12 protein-coding genes are annotated in these 13,036 nt (G+C 30.6%); 2 read left to right on the top strand and 10 right to left on the bottom strand.

Annotation, left to right across the window (positions count from 1 at the left end):
- Positions 1-26: 26 nt before the first annotated feature.
- The 6 genes from GCL57_RS07050 to GCL57_RS07025 form a co-directional block, all read right to left on the bottom strand.
- On the bottom strand, positions 27-728 hold the full coding sequence (locus GCL57_RS07050; protein WP_152212652.1) for an HAD family hydrolase: 702 nt from the start codon (positions 726-728) through the stop codon (positions 27-29).
- Between the two features lie 15 nt (positions 729-743).
- A complete protein-coding gene (locus GCL57_RS07045) occupies positions 744-1,595 on the bottom strand; it encodes an AfsA-related hotdog domain-containing protein (protein WP_152212651.1) in 852 nt (283 codons plus the stop codon).
- A 618-nt stretch (positions 1,596-2,213) separates the two neighbouring features.
- Positions 2,214-3,668 (bottom strand): hypothetical protein, encoded by a 1,455-nt coding sequence (locus tag GCL57_RS07040; protein ID WP_152212650.1) that lies wholly within the window; start codon positions 3,666-3,668, stop codon positions 2,214-2,216.
- 226 nt (positions 3,669-3,894) lie between these two features.
- On the bottom strand, positions 3,895-5,142 hold the full coding sequence (locus tag GCL57_RS07035) for an MFS transporter (RefSeq protein WP_152212649.1): 1,248 nt from the start codon (positions 5,140-5,142) through the stop codon (positions 3,895-3,897).
- Entirely contained in the window at positions 5,124-5,708 is a 585-nt protein-coding gene (locus GCL57_RS07030) for a DUF6817 domain-containing protein (RefSeq protein ID WP_152212648.1), read from the bottom strand. Before GCL57_RS07030 ends, GCL57_RS07035 begins: the two co-directional genes overlap by 19 nt.
- Positions 5,692-6,531: an aKG-HExxH-type peptide beta-hydroxylase gene (locus GCL57_RS07025; RefSeq protein WP_152212647.1), complete on the bottom strand. Its 840-nt coding sequence runs from the start codon at positions 6,529-6,531 to the stop codon at positions 5,692-5,694. Before GCL57_RS07025 ends, GCL57_RS07030 begins: the two co-directional genes overlap by 17 nt.
- A 74-nt stretch (positions 6,532-6,605) precedes the next feature.
- On the opposite strand from GCL57_RS07025, the gene GCL57_RS07020 reads away from it, so the two are divergent.
- Both GCL57_RS07020 and GCL57_RS07015 read left to right on the top strand, forming a co-directional pair.
- Positions 6,606-7,046, top strand: a complete 441-nt coding sequence (locus GCL57_RS07020) for an IS5 family transposase (protein ID WP_152212646.1) — start codon at positions 6,606-6,608, stop codon at positions 7,044-7,046.
- Positions 7,021-7,356: a transposase gene (locus GCL57_RS07015; RefSeq protein WP_152212645.1), complete on the top strand. Its 336-nt coding sequence runs from the start codon at positions 7,021-7,023 to the stop codon at positions 7,354-7,356. Before GCL57_RS07020 ends, GCL57_RS07015 begins: the two co-directional genes overlap by 26 nt.
- Before the next feature lie 32 nt (positions 7,357-7,388).
- Here GCL57_RS07015 and GCL57_RS15065 read toward each other — a convergent pair whose 3' ends face one another.
- From GCL57_RS15065 to GCL57_RS07000, 4 genes are all read right to left on the bottom strand, one after another.
- Positions 7,389-7,514, bottom strand: a complete 126-nt coding sequence (locus tag GCL57_RS15065; protein ID WP_281349646.1) for a hypothetical protein — start codon at positions 7,512-7,514, stop codon at positions 7,389-7,391.
- 183 nt (positions 7,515-7,697) lie between these two features.
- Positions 7,698-10,019 carry an EcoAI/FtnUII family type I restriction enzme subunit R gene (hsdR, locus tag GCL57_RS07010; protein ID WP_152212644.1) on the bottom strand — a complete coding sequence of 774 codons (2,322 nt, stop codon included), beginning with the start codon at positions 10,017-10,019 and terminating at the stop codon, positions 7,698-7,700.
- A complete protein-coding gene (locus tag GCL57_RS07005) occupies positions 10,016-11,287 on the bottom strand; it encodes a restriction endonuclease subunit S (RefSeq protein ID WP_152212643.1) in 1,272 nt (423 codons plus the stop codon). Before GCL57_RS07005 ends, hsdR begins: the two co-directional genes overlap by 4 nt.
- Positions 11,284-12,738 (bottom strand): class I SAM-dependent DNA methyltransferase, encoded by a 1,455-nt coding sequence (locus tag GCL57_RS07000; protein WP_152212642.1) that lies wholly within the window; start codon positions 12,736-12,738, stop codon positions 11,284-11,286. The genes GCL57_RS07005 and GCL57_RS07000 overlap by 4 nt, the downstream gene beginning before the upstream one ends.
- Between the last annotated feature and the right edge of the window lie 298 nt (positions 12,739-13,036).

The raw sequence follows: 13,036 nt of genomic DNA, 5'->3' as shown, positions 1-13,036 counted from the left end.
ATTTCTTCCTAAATAAAATTATAAATCTATAGTAAAACCCAGTTTTTCTCTTTAGCATACTCTAATAATTTTTTGCAATTTGGAACTACTCTTGGATTTCCAACAAAATTTAGCATTGGTAAGTCAGAAATATGATCTCCATAGGCATAACATAATGAGTAGTTAGAAAAATTATCTTTTAATAAGAGTTGTTTTATTAGTATTACTTTTCCTTCGCCAATTATAGGAATATTCAGTAAATTACCAGTACATTTTTGATCTAATATTTCCATTTGTGTGCACAGAATCTCTTCAATACCTAAATAGTTTGCTATTGGCTTAAGACACGCTTGAAATGAGCCTGATACAAGCACTACTTTAGCTCCATTCATCTTATGAAAGTAAATTTCATTTATTATATTAGAGTTAAAAAAATTTCTTCTTCTTCGCGCTTTATCAAACCATTCATTTGCATGATTATTTAGAGTATTTATGTTAATTCCTTTATAAAATTTATAATATATTTCATTGATATGATCTCTTGAATATTTATTTATTTTTAAATATTTTATTAAATTAAAGTAATAAAATATTTTTATTACTTTAATAATATTTAATTTAAGAACCATTTTTTTTGAGTAAAAATATAAAAAGCTAAACATGCTTTTTTCTTGTATAATAGTTTCATCAACATCGAAAAAGGCATAATAATTGACTCTTTTTGTAATAGAATTATTTTTACGATACATTAGTATTCCTTTAATTTAAGACATATTCTCTATGCTAGAAACTTGAATAAATTTTTCTTTAATTTTATACGAAAAATTTTGTAAATTTTTTTCTGCAATTTCTTCTTCGATTTTTTTCATTATATATTTATTGAATAGTTTATATTCTATTTCAATATCAGAGCATACCTTATTATTTTGTATAAATTTTGTTATGCTCTTTAATTTAATTGTTCCATTATTATGACGTTCAATTTGAGTGATATAATGTTTGATAATAACGTCTATTGGAAATAAAAAATGGTTAAATTTTGTAACAATATTACTCCAAATACAATAAAAATTTCCTTTATTATTATAATCCAGAATAAATTTTTCAGAAATGGCTAACATCATTTGCCTTGCTGCTTCTATTAGAACCATTCCTTGAATGTGCCTACCTGTAACATGATCGCTCATTTCTGCGCATGAATCATCAATTATTAAATGACTTTGGTAAAGATCATTATGAATTTTTTGTGGACAAGTAATTAAAATATTTTCTTTCTTAGTTTTATGCGTATCTTTGCTTTCGGAAGCAAGTCTATTTTCTGGTAAATACACAGGAAATTGATAATCCACTGAATATTTGATAATTATTTCTTTTTCACTTTTACTTAATCCTTGCCCTAAATAATACAAATTGTTATTTGATTTTTTATTTATATCTTTTATATAATGAATAAATTTGCTCAAAGTGATTACATAATTGCTTTGTGAAAATTCATTAAAATTATCACCTACAATATATATTATTTCTTTATTTTTGTGGTTTATATTTATATTATGTGTATTAAAATTTATGCTATTATTTTGTATATTTGATATCATTGTGTAATTATTTTGCATATAAATCCCAAGTTGTAAATTGTTAATACTTAACTCTTTAGTATAAAAAAATCATTATTTCAGTTGAATATTTCCTCAAGAATTATTTTACTTCTTGAGGAAAAGAGTAATCTGATTTAAATATTAATTTAAATTAATGATTTTTAATTGTCAATTTCAAAAATTGAAAAAAATAAAATGTGTTTTTCAAAAATAAAATACATCAACTTTTCAGAGATTTTAAAAAACTAAAATAAGAAATACTCATATTTGTGAATGGGTTTTTAATATGAATTGATTTCCGTATTTTTAAGAAGTAGATAAATAGAGAATCACAGGGTTAAAGTAAAGCGTTAAAAAAATTTTATAAGCGATTTCTATAATAAACATTATCATACCAAAAGTGATTTATAAAGTTCTGATTCGATCATGTAAAATAGTATTAAGAAATTTATAGCTAATAGATTTATAGTGAAGTTATCCTCTTTTATATTAAAGATTTAAGAAAAAGCAGGTTAAATTCTATACATACTTTGTCTCGCAATCCCAAGCATTTCAGCTGCTGTAGCTTTATTCCCGTATTTTTGAACATCTGAAAATTTTCTGTTTTTCGCATTGTATTTTTTTTATTTACCTCCATTAATTATAATCCTCACTTTTTACAAATATAAATTCCCTATCTTCAGTAAATTTAAGTTGAATAGGCAAATTCTTTTTAGAATATAGGTATAAATTATAACGAATAACGGGTACTATGGAAACTTCTTCAAAGCTTGCTTTTGCAAATTCTTTTAGCGCTTTTTCATTTAAAGGAACTGTAGAAGCGGAAGTTTTTGTGACTTCGAGCAATGCTGATAGCGTTTCTGGAAAATGGGACAAATAGTCAAGTACTGCAGGTTCTTTTTCCATATTTTGGATCCAAACCTGTCTATCTTTTTGCACTCGATCAAAGAAATATTGTATATCAGCACCTGCATACTCTTCTTCTTTATCATAACGAGTTACCCATTTTATTTGCACATTTGCCTTTTCAGCTACTTCTTCGAGTTTTTCCATATCAATGGTTTTTCTAGGAAATTTATTGGGAAGTGCAATCGTTAATTTCTGTATTCCCTTTGGGAAGTTTTCAAATTTATCTGGCCAAGAGTATTTTTCATCAAAACCTGGTTCACCTTTGACAAAATGCCCGGGGACGGAGATATATTTATCCTTGTCTTGAGAAGAATTAATGTAACGCAAGAGTGAAGCAATTTCTAAGCGATCGTCCCTATTTTTAAAAATTTTACTTTGGGAATTAAAAATAGCTACCATTGTTTGTGGCATAGGACTTTTATTGACGATAAAATCTTCTTTCTTGGCATTTGCTCCTTCCATCATTCTATCATAGAAATAAAAATCATTATTTGCACAATTATCAGTAGTCGTTAACTCAACTTTATAATCAAATACATTCAATATATATCGTCCGTTTTCAAATTTAATAGGGTAGCGGCTTACAACATCAAATTGATTACCATTATTTAAACGAACTGGCCAAACCTTATTACCCATAGAGCCTTGAAGAAGTGCCTCTTTAACAACACCGCGAACATTTTCCACTTTACTTTCAAAAATAAGTTCAAACCGATTTGGAGAAAGAATTTTTATCCCACTATATTTTTTAGCTTCGACATTTGGTATATTTATTTCTTCTGTACCAACAACTTTTACGGAAGCTGAAATATCCCTATACATAAAACCTTTTGCAATTCCTATTGCTGCTTCAAGTGCAGAGACAGGAGTTCCATCTTGCCATTTTGCTTTTGGGGAAACTTCTGCTTCAAAAGTTTTACCATCAGGTGAAAAATGAAATTTATGCAAAATACCTTCACTTGGCTCTTCATTATTTATATAAGGCTTTAAGACTAAACTCCAATAAACGAGATGAATCCAATTTTTTGGGCGCTCGAATGGATTGAAGGTAATTTTATCTACTTCTGAGCAAATTTGAAAGATCTTTTTGTCTGTCATTTTATTTTCTCCTTGAACTTTTTGTGAAGCCATAATTACAAGTGAAGTACTTATACATTGAATTAAAAAACTCTTGATTTGCATTTAAACAATAATTCCTAGAAAAATAGCAGTTTGGGTAACAGTTATATTTTTACAATGAGTTGATATCATTAAAAATATGAATATGGCAAGTAGAAGATGTGTGCAGCTGAGTTTAATTAGATCTTAAATTATTATTTTTTATAAAAAAGATCATACAAATTCTTCACAGGATAAGAATTTTTTCAATAAAAAAATCAACAATTTTCATATTATATTTTAACATATATCAGCTCACATATCCTTGTTTAATATAAAAATTCTCTGCGTCTTTAAGTTCAGAGCGCATTAATTTTTTATAGCTCGGTATTTTATATAAAATAAAGGGTGTGAGAAGAGGAATGCAGCCAAACACAAACAGCGCTGTTTTTATGCCAAATCTCTCAACTAGAAAGCCGAGAGCTAAAAAGCCTAAAGGAATACCTCCCTCAATAAATAATTTCGTACAGCCTATTAAGCGGGAGCGATAATTTTCAGGCATAGCAAGCATACGTTTGGTGTTAGAGGTTATATTAAAAGTGATCATCGCTTGCCCTAAGATAAATAAACAAAACAGACTGACCCAGACATTTTCTATAATTGAGTGCATTATCACACAAAATGCAGCTATTATTATGCAGAATGTGCATAAAATATCATCGGGGAATTTTTTAGAAAGATATTTTGCAGTGAAGGCGGAACCAAAAAAAATTCCAAGAGCAATAGAAGCCTCAAGTATTCCGAGATAAAGCGCAGAAGCGTGGAAAACATCTTTTACAAGGAGAGGTATGCCCAGCAAAATAAAGGGAGTAAAAGAAAAATTAACCAAAGTAAGGGTGAGAGCCATTCCGAGCTCTATTGGATTTTTAATCAACATAGTATAGCCATTCAGCAACTTTTTATGCCACTTCTCTGTTGAGTTGTTATTTATTGCAGGAAATTTTGTCATTGAGCAGAAAATAATTGAAATAATAAATCCAACTACAGTGGAAATAAAACTTAAAAGTATGCCCAGAATACCAATGATAGCTCCGCCCATGACTTTTCCTAAAATAAAACTCAGGGACTGCAGCATACCTTCAAAACGCATAGCGCTGCCTAATTGTTCCTTTGCGACCATTTTGGGTGGAATGCTCATCACAATGGGCATAGATATTCCCTCTATGATAGACATGCCAAGAATAGGTAAGACATAATAAATAGAAAATTTAGATGTGCTAAAAAAGATCATGATTAAGACAACAAAGGCTAAATTTATAACTTTAGTTATGAGCAATATCTTTTTATATGGAACGCTATCGCCGAGAAAGTTCAACAAAGCATAAGACAATATGCGAAAGCCTGCGCTTAAACTCAAAACAAGTGGCAATGAGCTTGGTGCATCTTGCAAAATCCACCAAGTGATTGCGATCATGACAACGTTGATGCTTAATATATTCAGAAATTCGCTGATGCGAAAATTAAAAAAATCTTTTTGAATCAATTCTTGTTTAAACATAAGTCAATACACCGTTTAACCTCTGCATATACTAAGGGTGAAAGAAGTCTAGGAGTCGTTTCATATGGCTTTATATAATTTAATATTTTAATGGATGAAACGTAGTCATTTTTAAGAAAATAATATGCTTGTTCTAAAATATTTATAGCTGAAATATCCAATAATTTTATCAAAATAGATTTGCATATTTTTATTTTTTTATCATTACATATGATAAAATAATCATTTTTCTTATTAAGATTTTTTCTTAATGATTTATTATACTCTCCATTGAAAAATAAAAATACTAAATTTTCTGCTTCTTTTCCTATTAGATTAATTATAATGGTGAGATTACTGGCGCTTATTCCTTTAAATTTATATGCTTTATTTTCATCATATATATTATGAAATAACGATGCCAAACAGACATCATAGTCGCATTTTAATTTTAAAGATAATTCATAAGTTCCTATCAGGTGGTCTAATAGAGATCTGTTAAATAGAATATTATTATTAAATTTATTATTCTCTAAAAAATCTATAAACTTATTTTTGGAGGATTCAATTTCAATTTTCTTCAACATATTTATTTGCATATTGAATTATTTCTTTTCCTAGATTTGTTAATTTTCCATGTTTTAAAATAGTCTGATAACCTCCTCTAAATCTAGAAATTAATTCTTTCTTACGAATGATTATCTCGTTATTTGTTTTAGATTCATCATTAATATTATTATTAAGTATGTTGTTAAATGAATAAATTATTCGGGAAATAACAAAAGCTGCATGATATATGCCAGTCATGGTTCTCTTATCATTTCTTAATGGAGCAGAATATCTTTCTTCGTCAGAATTTAGTACAATACTATCATTTAATGCAATACCAAAAAGATATAGATGTGAAGATTCATGAACCAATGCTTCTAAATAAAAAGGAATTGATTTTTTTAAATTACTCGATATATAAATACTACCAAAATTATTTAGACTAGTACCAGATGAAATAATATATGATTTATCATTGTTGAATAAGAAAATTTCAGTAATTAATTTATTTATTTCTTTAAATGAATTATTTGCATATTTGTTTAAAATATTAAATGAGTCAGAAATATTACGAGAAGCTTGGTTATATTCTTCAGCATTTGGTATTAAGAAAGTTACATCAGAAAAAGTATCATCTTTCAGGAATAAAGATTTATAAATTTCAAATTTTTTTTCACCTATCTCATCACTTAATTTTATTATCAGAGTTTTGTCATATAAAAATTCATTTGACAATAATTCATTCACGAGAAACTGAACAGAATTTACATCTTTTATTTCAATAGCAAGAATCATATTTGTGTGAATCGCATGAAGATATCCAGATAATTTTTGATCACTATTTCTAGGGTGTGTTCTCAAGTATCAGAGAATACTTGATTTTTGGCATATTTCTCGCAAAAGTTGGATTACTACGTCTAACGAAAGAGGGAAACATGTTGAGGCTGATGATAACAGATCCAATGTGGTCTAAGCTAGCGCCATTGGTTAAAGAATTTAAAATTCATTTTTCAAATAGAATTAGGATTTTTATGGAAGCCGTTTTTTGGAAGCTACGAACAGGAGCTCCCTGGAGGGATCTACCAACGGAGTTTGGTTCATTTTCAACAGTATTTAATAAATTTAATCGTTGGTCAAAACTAGGAATTTGGCGCGAGTTATTTTTAAAAATTCGAGGAGAATTAGATAATGAATGGAATTTTATAGATTCAACAATAGTGAAAGCACATCAGCATTCTGTAAATTCAAAATGCAAAAAAGAAGAATGTATTGGTCGTGCTGTTTGTGGTAATTCAAGTAAAATACATATGATTGCAGACTCACATGGAAATCCTATAGACTTTATTTTAAGTGAAGGACAAGTTCAACGACAGTAGAATAGGAAATCAACTCATAGAAGCTAGCAATGCTGAAAATTTAATTGCAGATCGGGCTTACAGTAATAAAAAAATAAGAGAAAAATTAGCAGATAAAAATATTCAAGCCATTATTCCTAAAAAGAAAAATTCTATTGATAAAACAAATGATGGATTTGATATGCATTTATATAAAACTCGACATTTAGTAGAAAATTTATTTGCTAGATTAAAACAGTTCAGAAGCATTGCCACACGTTACGATAAAAGTAAAAATAACTTTGCTTCTATGGTTTACATGGGGTGTTGTATCGTTTGGGGAAAAATTTGAGTACATACCTTAATGATTTAAGAAAAAGCAGGTTAAATTCTATACATACTTTGTCTCGCAATCCCAAGCATTTCAGCTGCTGTAGCTTTATTCCCGTATTTTTGAACATCTGAAAATATTTCTCCCTTTCGCATTGTATTTTTTTTATTGACTTCCATTAATGACAAACCTCATACTTTCACAAATATAAATTCCCTATCTTCTGTAAATTTAAGTTGAATAGGGGTTCTAAGCGCAAACCCCAGAAATTTCCGCAGTTAGTGCTTAAAATCCAGATTTAAAACGCTTCATAGATTTATTTATCGCTTTTTGTCAAATTAATATCTGTTTTTTCTTTTTTTTCACGCATACGATTGTTGATACAAATGTTTTTGAAAATCAATGAAAATTGAACGAATATTCTGCACATCCCCTAATTCTTTTTTCGCATCTTCAAAAGCCCCATATTTTAATACGACGAGTGAGGACAATTTTTCTTCGTCAAGTTCTTCTACTCCAGTTTCAATATATTTGAACAAAACGAATTCTAAAAACTCCTTTTGTTTTGTATCCAAATAAGCAAAAATATTAGACTGAGCCCTAGCAACTCGTTCCTGTCTTGTTATTGGGGGCATTGCAAAAGACACAAATTCCAAAACATCGAAAAGATCACTTTTTTCTGCATTGACTAATTTTTGAAGAGACGAAAGTTCCTCTTTTCCATATCCAGCTTCGGAAAGTTGTTCGAGAAAGGTCTTTCTTGTCATAGGATTTGACCAAATTTTTTTTAATTCTTCTTCATTTTTAAAAAAATCAGGCAAAGTTCCGTAAAGATTTTGTAGGAATTCTTCTGATGAAATAGGTTTACCGTCTGGACTCCAAAAAGAAGTTGAGATCATATGCTGGATTTCACGTTCTTTCCCATCTCGTAATTTTATTTTGATTCTTTTATTTTGTTGCTGGTCATCATTTGCATTCGATTTTTCTTTTAACTCTTTCTTCATTTCAAGAGGAACAGGATCTGACTTCTCATCAATAGATTCAACTGGCTCTATAGGTTCTCCATCCCATTCTGGGTCTGAAAAGTTTTTACTCGCATCTACAAAATCATATATAGTAAAAAAATCTTTCCCATCAAAAAGACGAGTTCCTCGCCCTACAATTTGTTTAAATTCAATCATTGAATTCACAGGCCGCATAAGTACAATGTTACGTACATTTCTTGCATCTACGCCTGTGGAAAGCTTCTGTGATGTAGTTAACATAGTAGGTATTGTTTTTTCGTTATCCTGAAATTCTTTTAGAAATTGCTCGCCTAATTTGCCATCATTTGCAGTAACACGGGCGCAATAGTTTGGATCTTTACTTTTTTTGTATTGATTAATTAAGTCACGAATAGCAAGTGCATGCGTTTGGTTTGCGCAAAATAGTATTGTTTTTTCAGATTGATCGACATCATCAAGCATTATTTTAACACGCTTGGCTTCACGTTCCTTGATCTCAATAATTTTATTAAAGTCTTCTTCAACATAACGTTTTCCTGTTTCAACATCTCCTTCAATTATTTTATCATCAGAGGTGTAAACATAATCATCTAAAGTTGTTTTAATTCGTTTTACTTTAAAGGGAGTTAGAAAACCATCGTTGATGCCTTCCTTAAGTGAATAAACATAAACAGGATCTCCAAAATATTTATAGGTGTCAGCATTATCTTTACGTTTTGGAGTAGCAGTTAATCCAAGTTGAACCGCTGGTGAAAAGTATTCAAGTATTCCCCTCCAATTGCCTTCATCATTTGCACCACCACGATGGCATTCATCAATAATAATAAAGTCAAAAAAATCTGATGGGTACTCTCTAAAATAAGACTTATTATCATTACCGCTCATAAATGTTTGAAAGATTGTAAAAAAAATACTTCCGTTTGTAGGGACATTGCCTTTTTTTCCAATTTCTTCAGGATTAATACGTACAAGAGCATCTTCTGGAAATGCAGAAAAAGCGTTAAAGGCTTGGTCTGCTAAAATATTTCTATCGGCTAAAAATAAAATACGCGGTCTACGCAAACCATCATGATTTAAATTCCAACGGGTTTGAAATAGTTTCCATGCGATTTGAAATGCAATAAAAGTTTTTCCTGTTCCTGTTGCCAGAGTTAGTAAAATTCGTTGTTTATTTTCTGCAATTGCTGTCATGACGTTGCTAACGGCGATTTCCTGATAATAACGAGCTCCCTTTGATCCTCCAATATCTTCATATGGAGTTTGATTAAATATTTCATTCCATAAATTTTTAATGGCAAAAGTTTTAGCCCATAGCTCGTCTGGAGTTGGAAATTTTGATATTAAATTCTCGACACCTGTTTTCATACAAATCTGATAAATTTCATGACCATTGCTTGAATATGTGGTGTCGAGCAGCAATTTTTGTGCGTAATTTTTTGCTTGTGCCACACCTTCGCCAACTTCAAGTTCATTGCTTTTTGCTTCGATAACAGCCAGCTTTCGACCTTGATAAACCAAAACGTAATCTGCAATAAGAGGCTTTGCTCGTCCCCCACCTAGCTGTATTTTTCCAGCAGTTATTTTGAATTCACGAAGAATTTTTGATCCTTCTATAATACCCCATCCGCTTTTTAATAATTGTGGGTCAATTAATTCCGCTCTGGTTTCTGCTTCATTCATATGGATACCTCTCTAAATTCCTTGTTAAAGAATTTCTGAAGCGTCTTTCTTTTTAATTCTCCATTAAAAGCTTTTTCAAGGAAAGATTTTTTTAGCTCTTCCAGTTTTTCAAGCTTATCCTTGTAAATTAGTTCAAGTTTTTTGGTTTCTAAAGAAATAGAAATAAATTTAGAAGCAATTCGTTTTTGATCCTCTAAAGATGGCAGTATTAAAGGATATTCTTTTAGTTTAGTGCCATTAATATTTGCCTGATTAACACTGGAACTCATTACAGAAAATCCATACTCTCTTATTCTCTTGCTATTTAAATAGATATTTAAAAAATCTGCGTCTATTAAGTTTTTTTTAATATTTATTCTTATTAAATATCCAGCAAAAATAGCTGGATATTCTCCCTTATATATTGCAGTTTTACCCACTAATTCTGCACTATTTGTTCGATTGAACAAGATGTCATTTTTTTTCAAGGTATATTTTTTAATTTCATCTTCATTACTAGTAAAAACAAGATCATTCCAATCCAAATGTCCGCCTTGAATATTTCCCATCCTTAAAACAGCTACTTTGCCTATTTTTTCTGATTTTCTTGAAGTTCCATACTCTACATTTTCGCAAACGTAACCCAATGTTTTTTTTTCAAATTTACCGCTATAATTATCTAAAACATTGTCCAAATATGATTCACAAATTTTTAAACTGTTCGACAAATTTTTTTCTATATTTTCTTTTGCAATAGTAATGGCGGAAAATGCTTCGTCTAGAATAGCGACGATATTCTTCTGTTCTATAGGTGATGTTGGATAACTAACTAAAAATTTATTCGCCAAAACTGAGCGAGCAAGCTCTGTCTGACCGCCACAACCCTCACCAGCTTGCTTAATTAGCTCCTCAATAAACACAAGCATATAACCAAAGAAATCAAGAAAAAATTTGCCTGGTTTTGGGCGGACAATGGTAACATGAGAATCAACTGTTGTTGGCTCAAATGGAATATTTCGAACCTGAGCAACACGACCCAAAGTTCCTGTTCCTGTCGAATTAACCAGTACATCACCAAGTTGAATGAAACGCTCAGGACTAACAGTTTTAATCTTTAAATCATGCCTACGCGCCTGATCATAACTAACATTATGATCACGAATACATTTTTGATTAAGAACACAAGCGCCCCCTTGCTCAAGATATTTTGGTGAAATTCCTCTACTCAAAAAAGAGCAAATCTCCCCCAATTTATTTACTTCCCACCCATCGGGCAATTTCTTATTCATAAAAGCCCTCGAACGGCTTCAAGTACTTGCTTACTTTGTGCATCCAGCATCACGATCTCGTCCAATATTTCTTCGGGGCTTCTTAAAGTTTTTTCGTCTTTTTTATGAGGATTTTTAACTGACAAATCAAATGAAGACTTATCTACATCGGAAATATTTATCGTCCAAGAATCTTCACTCTCAGCTTTCGTTTTTTGTAATTCCACAAATGCAGCTAAATCATTTTCGTTTAGTGGGTTTGTTTTTCCAAGATTTCTAGCAAGATTAAGCTGATAGTACCAAACTTTATTTGTTTTACTTCCTTTATCAAAAAATAGAACCACCGTTTTTACGCCTGCACCCGTAAAAGTTCCGCCAGGAAGGTCAAGCACGGTGTGCAGATTACAATTTTCCAATATTAATTTACGCAAACTTACAGAAGCATTGTCGGTGTTAGATAAAAAAGTATTCTTTATAACTACCCCTGCTCTTCCTCCAGCTTTTAGAATTTTAATAAAATGTTGGAGAAATAAAAATGCAGTTTCACCTGTTTTAATTGGAAAATTTTGTTGAACTTCTGTGCGTTCTTTGCCTCCAAAAGGGGGATTTGCCAGAACAATATCATAACGATCTTTTTCTTGAATATCAGACAAGTTTTCAGCAAGCGTATTAGTATGAATAATATTAGGTGCTTCAACTCCGTGCAAAATCAGATTCATTGTGCCAATAATGTAAGCGAGAGACTTTTTTTCTTTTCCGTAGAAAGTCTTTTTTTGAAGTATTTCTAAATCTTTCGTAGTTAATTTTTTGCTTTCTTTTAGATATTCGAATGCTTCACATAAAAACCCAGCAGATCCCACAGCCCCATCATAAATTTTATTTCCAATGACTGGAGCCACTACTTTTACGATTGTTTTAATCAGTGGTCGAGGTGTATAATATTCTCCACCATTACGACCTGCATTGCCCATATTTTTAATTTTATCTTCATATAAATGGGACATTTCATGCTTTTCGGCATGAGAACGAAAACGCAAGTCATCAATTCTGTTGATGACTTCTCGCAAATTATAGCCACTTTGTATTCGGTTTTTTAATTCGCTAAATATTTCCCCAATTTTATATTCAATAGTGTCTGCGGCTTCTGCATCTGTTTTAAATTTTTTTAGATAGGGAAAAAGTTTATGATCAACAAAATCTTTTAAATCATCCCCTGTCATCGCCTTATTATGGTCTATTTTCCCATCTTTTTCTTTAGGTGCTGCCCAAATAGCCCAGCAGAATTTTCTGTCAATTATGGTATTGTGAATTTTTCCTGAAAGTTCAGCCGCAATTTTCTTATCTTTTTCAAAGTCGTCTAAATATTTTAAAAATAAAATCCATGAAGTTTGTTCCACATAATCAAGCTCACTGCCACAACCTGCATCCTTATGCAGAATGTCATCAATATTTTTAAAAGTTTGTTCAAACAAGGGCAATTTCTCCTAATACGAGGGACATTAACAAGGCTTATTTTTTGAATTTTTGTTTGATTTGTCTGTTCATTCAAGGTATTTCCAGACTTCTCCATGAGTTTTGCTAACTTATTTTTTGAAAACATCGTAAATTTAACTTTCCAGCATTACAGGGGCCACATAGATAGGAATACCACAATCATTTTTAAACTATCTTAATCACTTGGGCTAGCATCTTGCCCTTTTTTTGCATCTGAGATCTTGTCAGTATCTGTCTTGCTGTTGAACTTCTTTTTTTAGCAATTATGCTGATTGT

It is taken from the genome of Fluviispira multicolorata (assembly GCF_009208585.1).
GTDB lineage: Bacteria > Bdellovibrionota_B > Oligoflexia > Silvanigrellales > Silvanigrellaceae > Silvanigrella > Silvanigrella multicolorata.
This window is presented reverse-complemented; position numbering and strand designations above follow the sequence as displayed.

What these genes read in the sequence shown, in the direction of transcription:
- GCL57_RS07050 (WP_152212652.1), bottom strand. Translation starts at nt 728, where the DNA reads ATGTATCGTAAAAATAATTCTATTACAAAAAGAGTCAATTATTATGCC.
- GCL57_RS07045 (WP_152212651.1), bottom strand. Translation starts at nt 1,595, where the DNA reads ATGCAAAATAATTACACAATGATATCAAATATACAAAATAATAGCATA.
- GCL57_RS07040 (WP_152212650.1), bottom strand. Translation starts at nt 3,668, where the DNA reads ATGCAAATCAAGAGTTTTTTAATTCAATGTATAAGTACTTCACTTGTA.
- GCL57_RS07035 (WP_152212649.1), bottom strand. Translation starts at nt 5,142, where the DNA reads ATGTTTAAACAAGAATTGATTCAAAAAGATTTTTTTAATTTTCGCATC.
- GCL57_RS07030 (WP_152212648.1), bottom strand. Translation starts at nt 5,708, where the DNA reads ATGTTGAAGAAAATTGAAATTGAATCCTCCAAAAATAAGTTTATAGAT.
- GCL57_RS07020 (WP_152212646.1), top strand. Translation starts at nt 6,606, where the DNA reads ATGTTGAGGCTGATGATAACAGATCCAATGTGGTCTAAGCTAGCGCCA.
- GCL57_RS15065 (WP_281349646.1), bottom strand. Translation starts at nt 7,514, where the DNA reads ATGGAAGTCAATAAAAAAAATACAATGCGAAAGGGAGAAATATTTTCA.
- hsdR (WP_152212644.1), bottom strand. Translation starts at nt 10,019, where the DNA reads ATGAATGAAGCAGAAACCAGAGCGGAATTAATTGACCCACAATTATTA.
- GCL57_RS07005 (WP_152212643.1), bottom strand. Translation starts at nt 11,287, where the DNA reads ATGAATAAGAAATTGCCCGATGGGTGGGAAGTAAATAAATTGGGGGAG.